Source organism: Nesterenkonia massiliensis (assembly GCF_000455245.1).
Classification (GTDB): domain Bacteria; phylum Actinomycetota; class Actinomycetes; order Actinomycetales; family Micrococcaceae; genus Nesterenkonia; species Nesterenkonia rhizosphaerae.
In genome coordinates, this window is the sequence record NZ_HG005170.1 from 1 (window position 1) to 19,378 (window position 19,378).

15 protein-coding genes are annotated in these 19,378 nt (G+C 62.3%); 13 read left to right on the plus strand and 2 right to left on the minus strand.

Features of this window, described 5'->3' with window-relative positions:
* A partial coding sequence (locus TX78_RS14400; RefSeq protein WP_222704269.1) for a hypothetical protein occupies positions 1-375 on the minus strand: 375 nt, incomplete at its 3' end.
* 350 nt (positions 376-725) lie between these two features.
* Between TX78_RS14400 and TX78_RS09600 the strand changes: the two genes are divergently transcribed.
* From TX78_RS09600 to TX78_RS09610, 3 genes are all read left to right on the plus strand, one after another.
* On the plus strand, positions 726-3,212 hold the full coding sequence (locus TX78_RS09600; RefSeq protein WP_044495898.1) for a glycosyltransferase family 2 protein: 2,487 nt from the start codon (positions 726-728) through the stop codon (positions 3,210-3,212).
* Positions 3,209-3,625 (plus strand): hypothetical protein, encoded by a 417-nt coding sequence (locus TX78_RS09605; RefSeq protein WP_044495901.1) that lies wholly within the window; start codon positions 3,209-3,211, stop codon positions 3,623-3,625. Before TX78_RS09600 ends, TX78_RS09605 begins: the two co-directional genes overlap by 4 nt.
* 84 nt (positions 3,626-3,709) lie before the next feature.
* Positions 3,710-4,984 carry a glycosyltransferase gene (locus TX78_RS09610; RefSeq protein WP_044495903.1) on the plus strand — a complete coding sequence of 425 codons (1,275 nt, stop codon included), beginning with the start codon at positions 3,710-3,712 and terminating at the stop codon, positions 4,982-4,984.
* Here the strand turns inward: TX78_RS09610 and TX78_RS12745 are convergent.
* Positions 4,981-6,126, minus strand: a complete 1,146-nt coding sequence (locus TX78_RS12745; protein WP_049897768.1) for a glycosyltransferase family 2 protein — start codon at positions 6,124-6,126, stop codon at positions 4,981-4,983. The genes TX78_RS09610 and TX78_RS12745 overlap by 4 nt on opposite strands.
* Before the next feature lie 286 nt (positions 6,127-6,412).
* Here TX78_RS12745 and TX78_RS09620 point away from each other — a divergent pair, with 286 nt between their 5' ends.
* From TX78_RS09620 to TX78_RS09665, 10 genes are all read left to right on the plus strand, one after another.
* Positions 6,413-7,537, plus strand: coding sequence for an ATP-grasp fold amidoligase family protein (locus TX78_RS09620; RefSeq protein WP_044495905.1), 1,125 nt, complete (start codon positions 6,413-6,415; stop codon positions 7,535-7,537).
* Positions 7,538-7,554: 17 nt separating this feature from the next.
* On the plus strand, positions 7,555-8,760 hold the full coding sequence (locus TX78_RS09625) for an ATP-grasp fold amidoligase family protein (protein WP_044495908.1): 1,206 nt from the start codon (positions 7,555-7,557) through the stop codon (positions 8,758-8,760).
* 53 nt (positions 8,761-8,813) lie between these two features.
* Positions 8,814-10,814 carry a tetratricopeptide repeat protein gene (locus TX78_RS09630; RefSeq protein WP_044495910.1) on the plus strand — a complete coding sequence of 667 codons (2,001 nt, stop codon included), beginning with the start codon at positions 8,814-8,816 and terminating at the stop codon, positions 10,812-10,814.
* Between the two features lie 61 nt (positions 10,815-10,875).
* A complete protein-coding gene (locus TX78_RS09635; protein WP_044495912.1) occupies positions 10,876-12,609 on the plus strand; it encodes a hypothetical protein in 1,734 nt (577 codons plus the stop codon).
* Between the two features lie 96 nt (positions 12,610-12,705).
* Positions 12,706-13,449: an acylneuraminate cytidylyltransferase family protein gene (locus TX78_RS09640; RefSeq protein WP_049897771.1), complete on the plus strand. Its 744-nt coding sequence runs from the start codon at positions 12,706-12,708 to the stop codon at positions 13,447-13,449.
* A gap of 13 nt (positions 13,450-13,462) precedes the next feature.
* On the plus strand, positions 13,463-14,215 hold the full coding sequence (locus TX78_RS09645; RefSeq protein ID WP_044495914.1) for a histidine phosphatase family protein: 753 nt from the start codon (positions 13,463-13,465) through the stop codon (positions 14,213-14,215).
* Between the two features lie 194 nt (positions 14,216-14,409).
* Positions 14,410-16,227 carry a DUF1524 domain-containing protein gene (locus TX78_RS09650; RefSeq protein WP_147640465.1) on the plus strand — a complete coding sequence of 606 codons (1,818 nt, stop codon included), beginning with the start codon at positions 14,410-14,412 and terminating at the stop codon, positions 16,225-16,227.
* A gap of 139 nt (positions 16,228-16,366) precedes the next feature.
* Positions 16,367-17,770 (plus strand): MBL fold metallo-hydrolase, encoded by a 1,404-nt coding sequence (locus tag TX78_RS09655; protein ID WP_044495917.1) that lies wholly within the window; start codon positions 16,367-16,369, stop codon positions 17,768-17,770.
* Between the two features lie 97 nt (positions 17,771-17,867).
* Entirely contained in the window at positions 17,868-18,518 is a 651-nt protein-coding gene (locus tag TX78_RS09660) for a rhodanese-like domain-containing protein (RefSeq protein ID WP_049897773.1), read from the plus strand.
* Entirely contained in the window at positions 18,515-19,369 is an 855-nt protein-coding gene (locus TX78_RS09665; RefSeq protein ID WP_044495919.1) for a sulfite exporter TauE/SafE family protein, read from the plus strand. Before TX78_RS09660 ends, TX78_RS09665 begins: the two co-directional genes overlap by 4 nt.
* Positions 19,370-19,378: the final 9 nt, after the last annotated feature.

A 19,378-nucleotide genomic window follows, 5' to 3' on the forward strand; every position in this document is an offset into this window, starting at 1 on the left:
ACTAAAATCGTTGACAATATCCCAGATGCCACGGAGGTAGTCAGACTCGGCCGACCCGGCGTACCAACCCAATCCGAGGTCCCCTCGCAGATGGAGTGCTGGGTCTGAAAAGTAAATACAGCTGGCAGGGAATTTTCGTGCCCAGCTCCACCTTTGGAAGACGGGCGGATCGAACAAGGTTCGGCGGGCATCACCGGAGAAAAAGACGATCAAGCGCTTGGATTGTGGTTTTGGCGCAAAAATGAACTCGTACAGGCTGTCCTCAGCGACGTGACTATAGATAGCGTGCTGAGCGAGGTCTATAGAGAACCGCCCTTCCCACCGCAACTTGGGTATGTGTGCGAGCTTAGATATCGACGTCTTCTTTGCTTTCACTGCCACCTCAATGAGTCCGGAATAACCCCACCCCACCTTGGGAATGAGACAAACTGAGCTTACCTGGTCCAGACAAAGTGGACACAACCATGCTTTACTGCGGTGGGCACCGTCGCTGCATAAATCGAGCTGGCTACGTCCTTGAACGATTTAGGAGCTTCTCCGTTTCTTTGATTCCCGTCCGTGCTCTCGCAGCATAACGCGATCCCGCCGACGAGTTGGGTGCTGCCAGGATCCTTGCATGATCGGGCAGTAGCAGGGATTACCTGAGCAAGGCGAGCTATACAGTTTCATATGGCGTGCCATAGTATGACGCGTCGTGAGGAACAGCTAGTAGGAGAGCAGTAGTAATGAATGAAGTACAGACGCTGCTGAAACCTCGGCTGCTTCAGCAGTATTTGGACAACGCGGGATCATTCGGTGTCGGCCTTGAGCGCACGGCGCTTCGCAGCGAATCTCTGCAGATGCGCGAATTGTTAGCGTTTGCATCAACACATGGCACGCTCACGTGGGAGCGACTCAAAGTCCAGGTCCTCCAGCGCGCGGTTTCAGCACATTCCCTAGACCTGCAATGGCTAGGCCGCCTCGCCCATACGGTAGCGCTGCAGAATGTCCGGGCGAGCGACACCGACTTCGCCATCGAAGCATTTACCTTGCTCAACTCCGTAGCAGAGCAGGGAGACAAACCTCGGCGCTTCAACAAACTGTTGGCCGAGCTGCTCTTCGAAGAAGGGCGCCTCGAAGAGCTGGACGCGCTGATTCTGCAGTACCCGGACATCAAGTCCCATTACTTCAGCTACATCGCAGTGGATTCACGGAGCCCTTTCATCAGAGGTGACGGGACGGCTCGGGAGTATGATCGATGGCTCGAAGGGTTTAACCGTCAGTTCATTCGCAACGGGTTGACTCCAGTGTTCTTAAACTCAAGTGAGGGCACCCCGTTCAACCGTCTCGACAGTCTTCCTGAACACGGACCTCAGCTTCCTGGACCGCTGGTCACCGTCATCATGACCAGCTTCAAGCCTGTGCGTGAGGACATTCTCCTCTCGGCGCGCTCGATACTGAAGCAGACTTGGAAGAACATTGAGCTGCTTATCGTGGATGACGCATCGCCAGCGGACTCGGCGCCGGTGCTAGACGAGCTTGAAGCACTGGATGACCGGGTGCGGGTAATTCGGTTGGAAGTCAACGGTGGAACCTACGCCGCTCGCAATGTGGGCATCTCCCAAGCGCGCGGTGAATTCATCACGGGACAGGACGCCGATGACTGGTCACACCCCCAGAGAATCGAAACCCAGGTCAACCACCTGCTACGTAACCCACAGAGACCCGGCAACCAGGTCTATACAGTCAACATGACGGAAGACTTGGTGCGTATCCGGCGCGGATACTTCCCCTTCATACCGAGCGCGCCGACGCTGATGGTCAGGACACCCATCATGCGCGAGCTCGGCGGTTACCTCCCCGCGCGAAAAGCCGCCGACAATGAGATGCGAGATCGTATCTCGGCTCTAGCCGGCACGGATGTCTATCAAATCTCAGATCCACTGATCTTCATGCGCATCCTCCCGGATTCCCTCTCGCGATCTGACTTCCGGGCGGGCTGGCAGCACCCAGCCCGCAGGGCGTTCTGGAGCAGCTACAAGACTTGGCACGCACGCGCGAAGCCGGCTGAACTTCGTCGCGCCGCAGGTCAGGCGAGTCCTATCTACATTCCGCCTAGATTCACATCGCCTCCAGATAGCCCGCAGACTCTCGATGCGGTATTCGTAGCTGACTGGTGCGAGCTAGGAGAAACCCAAGAGCTCGCCCTGGAAGAAATCCGGCGTCTGCTCAAGGATGGTCGCCGAGTGGGGGTCATGCACATGGAGAACGCCCTTCACCTTTCGGAATACTCGCGTACTTTCATAGCCCCGGTGCAAGAACTCATCTCGCAGGGGAAAGTCGCGTCCGTTCTCGCCGATGAGGACTTCTACAGGGTTCACCTTGTGTTGGTAAGGAACCCACAGCTTCTAGAGTTCGTGCCGGACGGAAGCGTCGCTTTTGACGTAGGGACTGTGGCAGTCATCGCGGGGAAGAAACCCTGGGACTCAGCGGACTTCCAGGTGCACTATGTACCTAAGGACTGCGCCACCAACGCCCAGGTCTTCTTCGGAGTACGTCCCACATGGATCGCTCAGTCATCTGACGTGCTCTCGGAGCTCAAAGGCTTTGTAGAGCCGGACGAGTTACTGGAGCAGCTCCACGTCACCAGGGTTAACGCAGCTCAGTGGAAGGTCCGCAGAACTCGTCACCGTAATACCCGCCCCGTCATCGGACGCTGGGCGGGAGATCGCGAAGTCCTGTGGCCGGACTCGCCTGAAACCATTGAGCAGATCTATCCCACCGACGGCTCTGCAGATGTTCGCCTCTACGGTGACCCGTCCTCGGCTCTTCGTGCTTTAGGTTCCGCGCGTCTGCCAGCGTCCTGGCTGAGCTTCAGGCAGCACGAAATCAGTAGGCGCACTTACTACCGGTCGGTGGACTTCTTCGTGCACTTTGACCGGGGTTCGGAGGCGCCGGACGTCAGTCTCGCGGTCCTCGAAGCCTTGGCTTCCGGATGCATCGTCGTCCTTCCTCCGGCGTACCTCCCCATCTACGGGGATGCCGCCGTGTACGCCGACGCTCACGACGTAAGAAGCACCGTGAATTTCTATATGGAACGGCCGTCAGAATACCTCCGTCAATCGCAGCAAGGTATAGAGTTTGCGAGCACTTACGGGGCCCATGTTTCGGATGACCCCGTCCAGCAACTGCTACGCCACGCTGACCACGCCTCGGAGGTATTATCCCGGTGAAACTTCTGCCCATTGCTCAGATCATTTTTTTCACTATCAGCGCTCTGGCACTCTTGGGGGTTGCGCTTGCTGTGTTCGCGGAACACTGGCGATTCGCTGCCGGCGCCGCGACCGTCAGCGCAGTGTTTTTCATGGGCCTTGTTGCGCTGACACTAGCTTTCCTGCAGCGGCAACTACGGATAATCCGGGCGCGGGTACGTACCATCGATCAAGAACTGATGCAGAACCGTCACATTGCAGCTGGAGTCCGGCGCATTGACGACAGAACTGCTGATCGTTTCAAGATGATGGAGGCAACAGAAGCGCGGCTTGAAGCTGCTGAGCGTCGCCTCCTTGCCACCTTCGAAGCGCACCGCTTTCAGCTGGAAGACGAGCTCGCAGAGCTGAAAGAAGCTCGCAGTCCCCAACAGTAAAGCCAGACCTACTTAACTGTGCCCTTTGGGCGTTTAGCTCGTTCAATACCCTGCCGTTTCGATTTGTCAGAAGTGGGAGAACCCATGCAGTTCATCGGACATACACGCTTCAGCGTGTACTCCTATCAGTCGGATAAGTTTGCCGCCACCCGCGGCAAGTCAGATGAAAAGAGCTACCGGAACTGGTTGTACGCTCCTGAGCGGATGGCCCCCCGGACTGAGATCTTCATCAACGAGTCACTTCCGCAGATCCAGCGCGCCATGGGTGAGACCCACCAAGTCGCCCATGTGGTCTGCTACTCCCCTTCACTGCCCGACGAGTACCTCAGCGCTCTCCAGAATGCAGAGCACAAATACGAGTTCTTGCATCTGTATGAGGTCAACTCAGCCGTCAGCGGCACCGCTCCGCCAGTCGAAGCGATTCGTGCGGTTGCGGGGTGGACTGATGGCCAGACTCAGCGTTTGGGGATCTACCGTTTGGATGACGATGACCTGATCGCTGAGGACTATTTCGACCGGATGGCTCGCTACGGTGCCGCGGCCGAACCCGGCTGGCGCGTATCCCTGGGATATGGGTTCTCTGCCATACGGTCCAAGGGAGAGTACTACTTTGCTCGGCGCGACTATCACCCCATGGCCAGCGTGGGCATGATGTCTGTTGCTCAGCTCAACCCCGAAGGAGAGCTGGAAGGCCTTCACGACACCGCACACCAGTACAGCGATACCGGCGGCCCCGTCATCGTCGATTCCGAGCATCCCGGATTCTTCCGCACACGGCACTCAGGCCAGGACAACATTCTGGCCAAGTACAAAGGCCAAGATTTCCTCTCCGCTGCCGTAGCAGAAATGCGCCGCTGGCAGCCACAGGACGTCAAAGACGTCGTCGCCAAATTCCCCATACTGCAGGGCAGAGTGCACAAAGCCCTCACGCCAGTGGATTCGGCGGTCAACCTGGTTGACTCACCCATTGAACTAAGCGCGGAGCCCACGCGCTTCAACGCACCATTCCAGGACGGGTGCGTCCTGGTCATGGAACTCGAAGGACGATTCGAGAAGGGACAGGTCAAAGTCCGCTACTCCGTGAGCGCCGATGAGGGACAGGACGTGGCTGATAAAGCCACCCGCGAGTACTTCTCGGCGCAGCTGGTGGACTACGACCAGGAGTCCGGGTACTTCGAACCTGTTGCCACCAACGAACGAGGCCCGAAACGGCACCTGGTCATCAGATGCCCAGAGGGACTCCGGTTGGAAGAAGTCGCGGTGATATCGAAGCGGAAGAAAAATCCCGTGATCCTCAAAGAACTCAGCGTCCGCCCGCTTCTGGACACTGACGCCTCCGCTGAGACGGCTGTCAGCTAGCTGGTCAGCGAGTCGCCACCGCCGCGCGCGGCAGACGCCGCCTGGCGCACAGTATCCTCCTCAGCAGAGTCCAGGGCGGCCAAGAACTGCTGCGCCTCAGGAACTAGGCGGGTTCGGGAGGTCTGGGCACCATAGAGCTCAGACAGCGCTTTGGCCTGGCTCGCTAGGTCCAGAATGGCGCGGTCTTGGGATTCTCTCTTGCGCAGCACCAGTACTGGGATGTGCAGCTTCAGCAGTCGGTTCCAATAGTCCGCCCGCATCCGCCCAGCCCGCTGCGCGAGCTCTCCACCTTGGCCACGCGCCAGAGCCATCAGTCCAAAACAGTCATGAATGAACTGCAGCTGCTGGTGCGCCGGAACCTCAGCCCGAGACACATGCACTCGGTGCTGCGAGTCCGGTTCTTCCAGGGTGATGAAGTAGCAGTCCACGTCCTCTACCAGGGCGACCTTGTCCGCGTAGAGAAACGCGGCCACCATGAACGGGTGGTCACTGGCGTAGATCAGCGACTCATTGAAGCGGTAGGGCAGCCTGCGCGCGAAATCTGTCCGGAAGAGCTTCTGCACGTGCAGGCTGTTCAGCCAGCCGGCGTGGTAGCCCTTCACTTTAGGGTCCTTAGGGGGCAAGACGTTCGGCGCTGAACGGTTCACGCCCACGTACCGGCCCACCACCAGATCGGCAGATGTCTCACGGGCCTGCGCCACCATGCTGTTCAGCGCCTGGTCGCCGAGGTAATCATCGGCGTCAAGGAAGAAGACAAACTCGCCCCGGGCGGCGTCGAGGATAGTGTTCCTGCCCTTCGACGGGCTACCCGTTCCGCGGTGGCGGGCCACGGTGAACCCGGCCCAGTCTGCGCTGTCCTTATAGGCGCTGGCGGTCTTCACCGTGGCATCAGTGGATCCGTCATCCACCACCAGCACTTCAATATAGGAAGTCCCCAGGCTCTGGGCGGCGACGCTCTCTAGGCAGCGGCCTACTCGCTGCGCATCCTGGTGCGTGGTGATCCCTACGGTGACGATGGGGACGGCGGTGCCACTGGCTGGATTGGGCGAGGGGATGCGAGGGTTTGCCTGGGGTTGCCGCTTTCGCGGCGTACCTGTGCGCAGGATCCGCCTAGTGGCTTTCTGCAGGAAGCTGCGCGGCATCCGATCCTCTCCTCATACTGTGATGTGCTCAGATCTCAGCACATGCTCAATCGCCTCTGCTCTCGGGCGGAACCTCTGTGTCTGGGACTTGTCACAACTTACTAGAACTTTTCTCCTCTGCATCCGGCACCACTGTGGCCCCTGCTTCTCACAAGGGTGTTCTGCGCGATGCGTCAAGGTGACCACGGTACGCTCGGGGACAATGTGCTGACCGCCGCGTTCCCGCCGGCCTTACAGAATGGATCCCGCAGTGGCTAGACCTCAACGTAGACGTGACTCGCCTTTTATGAAGTTCACCACTGCGGAGTACTACAACCGTGGCACCAAGCTGCGACGGGACCTCACGAATAAGACTTTCGTGCACCAGCTGCTGCGGGACAAGACCCTGGGTGGCCAGCACATAGGTCTCCCTACTCAGCACGCCATCCTCACCTCGCCGGAACAGATCACTGATGAAGTTCTCGGCGAGCGAGTTGCTCTGAAATTCGCCCATGGCTGGTCCGCAAAGGGTGTGATGCTCTTAGAGCGCATCGGCGAGCACCAGTACTTCGACCACATGAGCTTGCGTGAGCGCAGCTTGGACAATATTCGCCGCTCACAGCAGGCGATTCTGGCGAAGTTCCCCAAGAAGAAGGCAGCTTGGATTGTGGAGGACTTCCTGCAGGGAGCCCAGCCCGGCGGGGTGCCCTACGACTACAAGTTCTATATGTTCCAAGATCAGATAGGCGTGGTGGCCCAGATTGACCGTAATTCATCCCCGCTGCGAGCAGTGATGCTCGATGGAAACCTCAAGCCCCTCACGCTGGGGCGGGATTACTGGACAGGACGCAATGACACCCAGCTGACGGTCCCGCTGGTACCGCGTTCGGCTGTCATGCTCTCCCGCTGGGCCATCGAGCTGGCAAAGATGACCGACGCGCCTTTCTCCCGCATAGACCTCTACGACACTGTGGACGGCCCATACTTCGGCGAGTTCACCTTCTCCACCGGCGCGGAGATCAAAGGACGCGTCACCTACAGTCGAGCTATCGATGACCATCTCGACGAGCTCTTCAATGAGGCCCAACGGGAACTCAACGGGGAGACCGTGACCCCGCGGGATACCTTCAGCACAGCTCTCCAGACTCTTGAGCCTGAGGTCATCGCGGCCCAACCGGTGATGGACCTCCAGCAGTACCAGCGCTACGCCTATTACCTGCACAATCAGGGTAGCCTGGGTGGCTACCGCCTGGCTCAAGCCCAACAGGCACTGGTGGAACATGGCGCGGAGGAGACCATCAACCGTTACGTGGTGGATGCCCACCATGCCGCCCGACGCAGCGCCCGCAGACTGGGCGCGCCTCCCAGCAACCGCGTGACCCAGCAGGCCAAGCGGGTCTACCGCAAAGTCTCCAAGCTGTTGCCCGTCTAAAGGAGAAGCACACCTATATGCCACCAGCGACGCGCCCGCGTGCCAAAAAGTCACCCTTCCTACAGTTCACCGCTGCGGAATTCCGCCAACGCGGCACCAGGTTGCGTCAGCAGCTCTCGGATAAGACCTATGTCCAAGAGCTACTCAGAGACAAGACCCTGGGCGGGACCACCATCGGTCTGCCCAAGCAGTACGCCAAGCTGACCTCACCGGAGCAGATCACCCCAGAGATCCTGGGGGAGCGGACCGCGCTGAAATTCGCACACGGTTGGTCCGCCAAGGGGGTCATGCTGCTGGAGAAACTCGGCGAGAACCGGTACTTCGACCATATGGCCATGCGGGAATGCACCCTGGAGCGCATCCGGGAGAAGCAGCAGGCTGTGGCAGCGGCGTTCGGAAGGAAGAACCCGGTCTGGATTGTGGAAGAGTTCCTCCGCGGAGCTCAGCCAGGGGAGGTGCCCTTTGACTACAAGTTCTATATGTTCCAGGGGCAGATTGCCATGGTCGCCCAGATTGACCGCAACTCTTCTCCGCCGAAGATGATCAAGCTCAAAGGCAATCTCACACCCTTTACGCCGGGAAAGGACTATTGGGCTAAGCCTAAGGACCTTCAGCCCGCGGTGCCGGTGGTGCCCCGTTCAGCTGTGATGCTCTCGCGCTGGGCGATCGAACTGTCCACCATGACAGATGCCCCCTTTGTGCGGGTAGACCTTTATGACACGGTGGATGGCCCCTACTTCGGGGAATTCACCTTCTCCTCCGGCGCGGAGTTCAAAGGCACCGTCACCTACAGCCCAAAGATGCTTAACCGGTTCGACCAGCTCTTCGGTGACGCCCAGCGCCGCCTCGACGGTGAGGAGACGGACCTGCCGGCAGGTTGGAGCACCCTGCTGCAGTCCCTTGACCCGCAGGTTCTCGCTGAGCACCCGCAGATTCCGCTGCCGGAATATGAACGCTTCAGCTACCTGCTGCACAATCACGGAAGCGTGGGTGCGCGACGCCTGGCAGAAGCCCAGAAGGACCTGCTTCACGGTGCCGAGGACGACGCCACCGCGCGCCGCATCAACCGGTACCTCACGCAGGCGCATAAAGCCGCCGGGCTACGCGCAGTAGAGCAGCAGAAGAAGCTCGGGTCCACAGACTCGCAAGCGCTGAAGATGGGCCGAAAAGTGTACAAGAAGGCAGCATCGCGCATTGGAGCCCCAAGAGGACCCAAGTCCTAGGAACGCGAGGGCAGCGCTCTCTGTCAGCTAGGGGTGAGTAGACTTCCGTCTCGATGCTTAAGTCACTCGCCCTAGGCGCCGAAGCCGCCCGCCGGGCCGTTCACACCCTGGCCAAAGTCCCCGGAGCGGACACCGCCCTGGCGCGTGCCATCGTCTTTACCGGTCGCGCGGTGCCCTCCGCCGCCGAAGCTGACTTCACCGGGGAGGACCGGCCGCTACGGCGGCTGCACTCCCAAGCAGCCAGCCTGGTCTTCGAAGCCAACGGCAGCGGCGCCCAGCGACTGCTGCAGCGCCTGGATATCTCCACCATCAAGGACGCGGACTACCTTGAGCGCCTAGCCGCCCGCTACCACCGGATCCACCGCTACGACGCCGCCCTGGCCATGCGCCAGCGCGCCGCCCAGCTGGACTCAGAGAACCCAGTGCGGCATCTGGCCCTGGGCAGGGCCCTGCAGCGGGCCAGCAGCTCCGGACTCATGCGTGATCCCATCGCCGGGCTGACCACAGGCCCCCAGCCGCGCACCGAGGAAGCCCGCCAGGCCCTGCACCGGGCAGCCGAACTAGCACCGGAGAACCCCGCCATCCTGCACGAACTGGGACGGCTGGAGTTCGACCACGGCGACCTCGATCGCGGACTGGAACTGCTTGAGCAAGCGGTCTCCCAACGGCCCAACGCAGTGTGGCACGTCGATGCGGCCAAACGCTTCCGCAAACCCCACGTGCTGCAGCTTGAGAAGGCCCTTGAGCACTACGAAAAAGCTCTGGCCCTGGACCCAGGTCAGGACCAAACCTTCCGGCATGTGATCACCATCGGCTGCCGCGCCGTCAGCGACTGGCCCAGGCTCTGGCGCAGCGCAGAGCTCTACGAAGGCCACCGCAGCCGACGCGCCAAGGCGCACATCAAGAGCCAGCGCCGTGCGGCGATGGACCAACTGGCGCCCCTGTTCACAACGGAACTCGCGGCCGGTGGAGCCATCAGCGCGGCTGAAGCCCGTTCCGCAGTCCAGACCCTGCAGCAGGCCGAGGCCGCCGGCCACCGGCTCTCTTGGCCCACCACGCTGCTCATCAGCTACCGGCTGCAGTTCGCCGGGCACCTAGGCCTGGGCTTCGAAATCCGCCAGCGGCTGGCCGAACGCAGCCTCGCGTGGCTGGGCACCACCTCCGGCGGTCACATTGGGCACCGGCAGAAACTTCTGGCGGCCCTGGTGTACCTGGACCGGCTAGAGGAGGCGCAGCGGCTCATCGACCCCGCCCCTTGGCCGCCGCAGACTGATCTGGCCGCCCAACAGCTGCAGAAGCTCGCCGCCGATGTGCAGCTCACCCGTGGCAACCACCGGCCCTATCTTGAGTACTCCGCGCAGCAGCGTGCCCGTATCCCACTGCCGGTGGATGACACCATGGAATCCCTGGTCCGAGGCAAACGAGTGGCGATCGTGGGACCAGTGGACACCGGAGACCAACTGGGAGAGCTGATCGATGGCCACGACGTCGTCGTGCGTCCCCGCTTTGCCCTGGACTTCGTGGCCCAGCACACGAAGTCCCAGGGCAGCCGCACGGACATCGTCTACATCAACGGACAAGACATCGACCCACTGTTGCCGCAGCTGGACGCCGCGGTGGAGAGCGGCAATCTCCAGCTCGCCGTGGCACGGCCGATCAGCCTGCAGCAGCACCTGGACCGGCAGCTGCCCTGGCTGCGGTTCTACCGGCAGGACTACGCGCTGAACTTCCACGGCGCGCCCTTGGGTGTGCAGCGGTTTATCTACGACATCCTGCAGTTCGAACCAGCGGAGATCGCCGTGTTCAACAGCGATATGTACACCGGACTGGATCCCTTCGCCGCGGGCTATCGTGAGGCCAAGGACACCTCCTACGGGCCGGGCTCCATCATGAACGACCTGATCGTCCTCCATGACCTGCTCTTCGACTTCAAGTACCTGCAGGGCCTGCAGGCCACCGGCATCATCACCCTGCACGGGCGCAGTGCCGAGGTGGGCGCGCTGACCCCGGAGGAGTACGTCCACGCCATCGAAACCGGCGGTGCGCTCAGATGATGGGCACTGCGGTCATGAGCACTGTGGTGACGAACGCTCCGGTGACGGGAGCTGAACGCTGATGGCGGTGAACCTGCATCATCTGCGGCTGAAGATCGCCGCGGCTGCCATGGTCAAAGGGATTGCCTGGCGGGCCACTCGGCTGCCCGGACCGGCAGGCACCGCTGCTGCACACGCGCTGACCCGAGCCTCCACCCGGCTGACCCCTGAGGGCGAGGCCACCGGCTCCTACCGAGGACTGCTGGCGGGACTGCTGCAGGACGCGCTGCGCGACCACCACACCGACGACGACGCCGCAGCGGTCAGCTACGACCCCGTGGCGGGATTGGTGCCTGCGGCTGGCGCCGAGCCAGTCCCGGACCTGCCGCTGCTGCGCCAGCGAGCAGAGCAGGACCCCAGGGCCGGAAACCTGCTGGCACTGGCCGCGGCCCACCGGAAGTCCTATATCGCTGAGTTCGAGGCATCCGCGGAGTTCTATGAGCGGGCCTTCGCCGCCAACCCGAAGGACCTGCGCGCCATCGAGGGGATCTTAAGCTCCGGGGCCCGTTCGCACTTCGACTTCGCGCGCATCTGGACGTACGTACACACCCTGAGGCCCACGAAAGGCACGCTCAGCGGTGCCGACTTCTGGGACCCGGTGGAACAGCTTTTCGCAGCCGACCCCAGTACAACCGACTCCAGTACAGCCCAACCCACTGCCGCGCAGATTGAGGCGGCAGAAGCGGTCCTCGCCGCGCATGAGCAGGACCTGCCGGATCTGCACCAGCTGCTGCTGGAGGCCCTGGCGGTGCGTCTGCAGTTCTTAGGCGCATTCCTCACCGGCACGATGATCCGCCGAGCCATGGCGCAGAACCGGGTCAACGAACTGCGCGGCATCCCGCTGGAATCAGCGCTGTGGGTCAAGCACCTGATGGGCGCCTACGCCTACCTCGAGCAGGACCAGCGGCTGGAGAGGATTGCGGCAAAACCCCCAGTGGACCGCCCGCACAAGCTTGCTCACCAGCAGGTGGACAAGCTGCGGGCAGATGCCGCGCTCTGGACCGGTGATGCTGCCCCGCTGCAGGAACTGAGCCTTCAACGCGCGGCTGAGCTTGAGCTGCCGGGGGAGCAGCGGATGCGCCAGCTGGTGCTGGGCCGCCGGGTCGCCGTGGTCGGTCCCGCCGCCACCGCCGAAGAGGTAGGGGAACTCATCGACGCCCACGACGTCGTCGTCCGTCCCCGTTTCACCCCGGAGTACGTCCAGACAGAGCGGGTGCGGATCGGTTCCCGCACGGATATCGCTTACTACTCAGGACTGGATCTCACGCGCGGTTGGGAGCAGATCGAACGCTCCGCGCTCAACGGGGACTTTCAGCTCGCGGTCACCCGTCCGCTCTACTGGCCGGTGCTGGCACAGCAGCAGCTCCCCCCGCAGTGGCTTCGCGCCGCGAGGTTCGAATTCGGCCTCTACTTTCGCGGTGCCCCGCTGGGGCTGCAGAGGATCCTCTACGACCTGTTGCAGTTTGCTCCGGCCGAGCTCTCACTGTTCCACGCTGACTTCTACGCCAGCCCCCACGTACTGCGCCCCGGCTACCGTGCTGCCGACTCCAGCGTGTTCGGTCCGCACTCACCCATGAATGACCCTGTGGTGATGCATGACCTCAGCTTCGAGTTCCGCTTCACCCAGCGGCTGGTGCGCAGCGGACTGGTCACCGCCCACGGCACTGCCGGTGAGGTGCTGACGCTCAGCGAAGCGCAGTATCTGGAGCGTCTGGAGCAGCTGAGCCCGCTGGGGCGGCGCGTTGGACGCTCCTGAAACCCGTCCCTGGAGCCCCTCTGCGAGCCCTCTCCGCGGGCACCTCCGTGAACCCCCTCACTCACCCCTAGCACCGGCTAGGTAGACTCAGCTGCTGTGAGCAGCTCAATCCTGAAACCCGTAGATACCGATCAGATCACCGTCGTCGTGCCGGCGCGGGCCGGCAGTGAGCGGGTGAAGAATAAGAACACTCGCCGTTTCGCCTCCTATGAGGGCGGCCTGCTGGAGCTGAAGCTCAAACAGCTGACCCGGACTGAAGAGGTTGATCGGATCATCGTCTCCTCCAATGACCCGGTGGTGCTGGACTACACCGCACGCTTTGCCGAAGATCAGGGCGATGAGCGGATCCAAGCGCTTCCGCGCCCCGACGAGCTGGGCCGGTCCTCCACCCCCATGAGTGTGTTCATCGATTACGTGGCGCAGCTCCAGGAGACCGGCACCATGATGATGACCCACGTGACCCACCCCTTCATCGGGTCCCAGTACTTCTCCGAACTGGTCAGTGCATGGCGCGAAGCCGCCGACGCCGGCCACGACAGTCTGCTCTCCGTCACCAAGCTACAGACTTTCCTCTGGGATGAGAACGGCCCGGTCAACTATGACCCGACCGACGAGAAATGGCCACGCAGCCAGGACATCAAGCCGCTGTTCGAGATCAACCACGGCGCTTACCTGATTCCCTTCCGCGTGATGCGCGAAGTGGGTGACCGGGTAGGTGAACACCCGAAGATGTACGAGCTGCCCGAGAACGTCGTGCTAGACATCGACTGGGAAGACCAGTTCACGCTGCTCCAAGACATCGCCGAGGCCAAAGAGTTCCGCGGCATCAGCATTCTCTAGGGGGAGCAGCACCATGATTCGAGTCATCTGCGTCCGCCACGGCGAGACCGAATGGAATAAGACCCACCGCCTACAGGGGCAGTCCGAGGTGGCGCTGGCTGAATCCGGTCTTGCCCAAGCTCGAGCCGCCGGGCTCTACGTACGCGGTCAGCATCCCAGCGCGGGTTACGTCTCACCGCTGAAGCGCACCCATGCCACGTTCGATCAGTTCGGGCTCGGGTTCGCGCCGGTGGAGCTACCTGGGCTTATTGAGCAGAATCTCGGCGACTGGGAGGGCATGAAGACCGCCGCAGCCAAGACCGAGTACGCCGAGCTGTACAAGTCGTGGAAGAAGGGCGAAGGGACCCCACCCTCAGGGGAGGAGCCCAGCGCCGTCGTCGAACGCATGGTGAAAGCATTCTGCGGTATCATCCGCGGCGCGGCCGACCTGGAGCCCACACCCTGCGTGGACACTGACTATGACCTGCGCACGGTGGTGGTGGTCTCCCACGGGACCTCCACCAAGGCCCTGCTGGAGGGGCTGGGACTCATCGACCGGTCTCACGTGATCTCTTTGACGGCTGCTGCCATCTCGGTCATCGACGTTCCTCTGCATGGGGGCCCGCTCTCCAGCTCACTGCCCAAAGGTGGAGTGGAGATCGACGGCGGGGCGGCTGCGGAGGCTGAAGTGATTCGCGGACTCAGCGACGAACAGATTCGCGCCTACGCAAAACTGCGGATGTACAACCTCTCCCCAGAGGTGCTGGCTGCCGTACTGTCTGCATAGCCTGAGTCCTGCATAGCCTGAGTTCTGCACAGTGTGGGTCGGGCATAGTCTGAATCGGGCCTGCTGTGATGTGCCTCATGGGTGCAGTTGAGTCGGGCTTCTAGACTGAAGCACAGCAGTCCACCAGTTCACAGCACCTACACTCACTCCGTACCCACACTCACCCAGTACTCATACAAACCCGGGGGGCAGATGTGCGTAAGCCGCGGCGCCGGCCTGTGTTGCTGGGCGCCCTCGGCGTCGTCGGTTCAGCTGCGCTGCTGCTGAGTGGCCTCAGCCCGGCTGCTGCCTACTCCGGCCCCGCTGAGGTGCCGAATCCGTTTCAGGACTACTCTGCGCAGGACTACGCCGATGCGCTGTGGAACCTAGAAACCTCAGTTGGCGTACGCGCCCTCGAGCGCGAGAGCCACAGCCAGTGCGACACCCAGACCTACACGGTGAGCCACCCTCTGGATCAGGAGCCGGTGCGCACCTATGCCCATGTGCTCAGCCCTGATGGCACGTGGTGCGCCGGTGAGGAGGGGGATGAGCTCCGTGCGGAGTTGGACGCCAAGGACGAAGACAGCGAAGAGTTCTTCCACGGCCGGCCCTATGAGAACACCGCCCAGCGGGTGCCTTACTACGGCAGCTGGGCAGATGTGAACGGCAATGGCGTCACCTCCCGCACGGAAATCCACGCTCGGGACTTGGGCAACACCAGCTTCGCGGTGACCGGCACCTACTGGGACCACTACACAGGCCAGCGAGTCAACATCGGCCGCACCGAAACCCACGGCGAACACATGATCCCCGTAGGGCACACTTGGCCGGAGATGCAGCACCGCAGCCGAGAGGCCAGGGTCGCCTATTACAACGACCCCATGAACCTCACCAGCACCATCGGCTCCATCAACCGCGAAAAAGCTGGACACACCCCCACCGAGTGGATGCCCAGCAACGAAGACGCCTGGTGCAGCTATGTGATGACCTGGACCCACATCGCCCACAAACACCAGATCTCACTTTTCGGTTCAGACATCGACTATCTGCGGGAACTGCTCTGGGGCTGCATGGAAGATGAGCTGGGCGATCAGGACGGCGAGGGCGGTCAGGGACATTCTTGGGGGGAGCCCAGTCCTGATCTGGACTGGCGGAGCAGCTCGCCTGTGCCTCATGCCCCTGCGCCTAAGGAGGCTGAAGAGGCTGAGGGCCCGGGTCCCACGGCAGCTTTTTCGACTCGGGATTACGCTGACGCGCTGTGGAATATGGAGCATCAGCTGCGGATCCGCAGCGTCGAGCAAGAGAACTTTGAAGACTGCGCGGTCCAAACGCTCAGCGTCCGGCAACCCGACAGCCCGCATGTGTTGCGCTATAAACGAGTCATCAGTGCTGAGGACACCTCCTGTCCCGAGGACGAGCGCGATGAGCTGCGCGCGGAACTCGATGAGGAAGATGAGGTCAATCCCGGGGTCTTCCATATCGAGTCCACGGCCGGCAAGCGCCGCCAGTACTTCGGCTACTGGGGTGTGAATGAGGACGGGCTGACCACACAGCAGGAGGTCCTGGCCCGCGATATTGCGGAGCCCCAGTGGAATTCCTCGCGCACAGGGGTGCGGGCGGGGGAGTTCACTGACCCCTACACCGGTGAACAGCAGCAGTACTCACCGGCTGAGACTGTAGTGGACCATGTGCTGCCTCCGGCTCACGCTGGTCTGGAGATGCAGCGCAGAGATGCTGCTGCGCGCAAGGCGTACTACAACGACCCCCGAAACTTGCTGTTGACCACCCGCGACGCCCAGTCCCAGAAGCGTGGTGATGCGCCACGGAATTGGATGCCTGCGGATGAGTCATTCCACTGTGCCTACGCTGTGACCTGGGTGCATACCGCAGTGGCACATCAGATCTCACTGTTCAATACCGACGTCCGCCAGCTGCGGCAGAGCCTCTACACCTGCCTAGAAGATGCCGAGGATCAGCAGCTCAGCGACCAACGTCGGGCCGACCTGGAGTGGGCAAGCCTGCCTCCCTACTGAACCACTTCCGCAAGGGACTTTTCCGCAAGGGACTTCGCCGTAGCCTTCCACGCCTGTTTGCATACCCCTGGGGGTATGTGACACGCTATCGCTTATACCCCCCCTGCGTATCCAGACGGTATGTCAGAAAGGGACTGTCATGCTCTTAGAGCGGATCTACGACGAAGATCTAGCCCAGGCTAGTTACTTCGTCGGCTGCCAGGCCACCGGTGAGGCGATCGTGATCGACGCCCGCCGCGACCTCGACGACTACTTCGCCATCGCCGCCCGGCACGGGATGACCATCTCTGCAGTGGTCGAGACGCACATCCACGCCGATTACCTCTCCGGGACCCGAGAACTCGCCGCCGCGGCCAGGGCCACCGCCTATGTCTCCGGCGAAGGAGGGCGGGACTGGCAATACGGCTTCGATGCCCACCGGCTCCATCACGGCGACACCATCACCCTGGGCAACATCACTATCGAGGCCCGGCACACACCGGGGCACACTCCAGAACACCTGGTCTTCCTGGTCACCGATGGGGCCTTCAGTGATGCCCCTGGTTACATGGTCTCCGGAGACTTCGTCTTTGCCGGAGACCTAGGACGCCCGGACTTACTGGGCGAAGCCGCCGGCGGCGTCGACACCCGCTACGAAGGGGCCAAGCAGCTCTACCGCAGCCTCAATCAAGAGTTCCTCACCCTCCCCGAGCACGTCCTGGTCTACCCCGGCCATGGCTCTGGCAGCGCCTGCGGCAAAGCCCTGGGCGCGCTGCCTGCCACCACAGTGGGCTATGAACGCGCCAACGCGTGGTGGGCCAAGCACCTGGAGAACGACGACGAAGCCGGTTTCATCGCTGAACTGCTCGAGGGCCAGCCCGACGCCCACGCCTACTTCGGACGGATGAAGCGCCAGAACAAAGAAGGTCCCGCCGTCCTCGGTCCGCTTACTGCCCTCCCCGAAGTCAGCCCCGAACAACTGCGGCAGCCCCTGGAGCAGAACCAGGCCATCCTGGTGGACACCCGCCCGCATACCGCGGTGCACCAGGGCACCGTCCCCGGTGCGCTGAACATCCCTGCCGGGGCCAAGACCGCCAGCTTCGCGGCCTGGGCCTATGACCCGGAGCATGAGACCGCGCCCCTGGTGCTGCTGGCAGAAAATCAGGAGCACGCCGAGCAGCTGCGCCGTCGGCTCATGCGGGTGGGCATTGACGAAGTCACCGCATACACCACGACTCTCACTGGCCTGCCGCAGCACCGCCCGGCCACCGTCACCCCCGCCGAGCTGGAGAACTTCACCCCGGCCCAGCTCTTGGACGTGCGCAATAAGACCGAGCACGCCCAAGGACACATTCCCGGGTCGGTCCAGCTCAGCGCGGGCCGGGTACTTTGGCACCAAGACCAGCTGCCGGCTGCGGGGCCGATTGTCACCTACTGCCAGTCGGGAGTGCGCAACTCTGTGGCTGCCAACGCCCTGCGCCGACAAGGACACGACGTTCGCGAACTGGTAGGAAGCTATGCCGGGTGGGCAGACTGGGCACAGCAGAACTCCCGCATCAGCTGAACCTGCACTGTGCCGGCCGCGGCTGAGCCCCACGGCTGAGAGCTCAGGCCCGCGACCCCACACCTGAGACCGCTCATACATTCAACGAAGGAGACAGATGACGACGACCCCTGCCGCCCAGGCAGCACCCATGGCCCCAGCAGAGCTTGCGGAGAAGATTGCCGCAGCAGCTACCGGCTCATCTGAGCAGGCACCGTTGATGGTGGATGTCCGCACCCCCGGTGAATACGAGACGCTGCACATTCCCGGCTCGCTGAACATCCCGCTGGACCTGCTGCAGAACCATCAGACCCAGCTGGGCGAGCAGCTCCAAGGCGAGGTGGTGCTGATCTGCCAGACCGGGAACCGCGCCCAACAGGCCCTGCAGCTGCTGCGCTCAGCAGGGGTCAACGGTGCTCGGGTGCTGGAGGGCGGCGTCGTCGCCTTCGAAGCGTCACAGCACAAGCACACCGCTCGGGGCACCCAGCGCTGGGCCATGGACCGCCAAGTGCGTATGGTGGCAGGTTCGCTGGTGCTCACAGGTTTCCTTGGCAGCAAACTGATCTCGCCGAAACTCGGCTACCTCGCCGGAGCCATCGGAGCAGGGCTGACCTTCTCCGCACTGAGCAACACGTGTGCCATGGCCTCGGCCCTATCAAAGATGCCCTGGAACAGGACAGCAGCTCACCCCACCCTGGAGAAGCTGTTGACGGAGATTCCGCGCGCCAACGCGGTGCAGGTCCCCGGCACAGCAGGTCAGCGCGGGTGACCGGCCCCACCCTGGTCCTAGTCCTGGTGCTCGCCGTCGGGATTGGGATCACACTAGGTCTCCTCGGTGGCGGCGGCACTATTCTGGCGGTACCACTGCTGACCTATGTGGCCGGCATGCCCGCCAAAGAGGCCATCGCGTCCTCCATGTTCATCATCGGAGTGACATCGGCCATCAGCGTGCTGAGTCATGCGCGCCGGGGCAACGTTCAATGGCGCACCGGACTTCTCTTCGGTGCTGCTGCCATGACAGGTGCCTTCGGCGGAGGTCTACTGGGCAGCCAGCTGCCTGACCTTGTGCTGCTGGTGGCCTTCGCCGTGATGATGATCGCTACCGCCCTGGCGATGATTGCGGGACGGCGGCCTCATGGCCCCGCTGCGCCTCGTCCCCAGCTGCCGCTGCTGAAGATCCTGCTCGAAGGACTGGTAGTGGGCGTGGTCACCGGCATGGTGGGCGCCGGTGGAGGCTTCCTGGTAATGCCCGCTCTGGTGCTGCTGGGAGGGCTCTCCATGCCTGCCGCGGTAGGCACATCTCTGTTGATCATCGCGCTGAAATCTTTCACCGGACTCGGCGGCTACCTGACCACGGTGAGCATCGACTGGGTGCCGGTACTACTGATCACCGCTGTCACCATCATCGGTGCGCTCATCGGCTCAGCGGTGGCGAAGTTCGTGCCTGAGGGCGCGCTGAAGAGCGTCTTCGGATACTTTGTTCTGACCATGGGGTTGGTGATCTTCGGGCAGGAGCTCCCCGCCCCTTATGTGGCCGCACTCGCGGTCGTGGTCCTGATTGTGCTGACTGCCGTTCTGCTCAGACGACGCAGGAGCGCACAAGCGCTACGCATTCAATAAGGAGGAAAG

Excerpts from the sequence above, each read along its gene's own strand:
- TX78_RS09600 (WP_044495898.1), top strand. The coding sequence starts at position 726 with ATGAATGAAGTACAGACGCTGCTGAAACCTCGGCTGCTTCAGCAGTAT.
- TX78_RS09645 (WP_044495914.1), top strand. The coding sequence starts at position 13,463 with ATGATTCGAGTCATCTGCGTCCGCCACGGCGAGACCGAATGGAATAAG.
- TX78_RS12745 (WP_049897768.1), bottom strand. The coding sequence starts at position 6,126 with ATGCCGCGCAGCTTCCTGCAGAAAGCCACTAGGCGGATCCTGCGCACA.
- TX78_RS09630 (WP_044495910.1), top strand. The coding sequence starts at position 8,814 with ATGCTTAAGTCACTCGCCCTAGGCGCCGAAGCCGCCCGCCGGGCCGTT.
- TX78_RS09625 (WP_044495908.1), top strand. The coding sequence starts at position 7,555 with ATGCCACCAGCGACGCGCCCGCGTGCCAAAAAGTCACCCTTCCTACAG.
- TX78_RS09610 (WP_044495903.1), top strand. The coding sequence starts at position 3,710 with ATGCAGTTCATCGGACATACACGCTTCAGCGTGTACTCCTATCAGTCG.
- TX78_RS09620 (WP_044495905.1), top strand. The coding sequence starts at position 6,413 with ATGAAGTTCACCACTGCGGAGTACTACAACCGTGGCACCAAGCTGCGA.
- TX78_RS09660 (WP_049897773.1), top strand. The coding sequence starts at position 17,868 with ATGACGACGACCCCTGCCGCCCAGGCAGCACCCATGGCCCCAGCAGAG.
- TX78_RS09655 (WP_044495917.1), top strand. The coding sequence starts at position 16,367 with ATGCTCTTAGAGCGGATCTACGACGAAGATCTAGCCCAGGCTAGTTAC.
- TX78_RS09635 (WP_044495912.1), top strand. The coding sequence starts at position 10,876 with ATGGCGGTGAACCTGCATCATCTGCGGCTGAAGATCGCCGCGGCTGCC.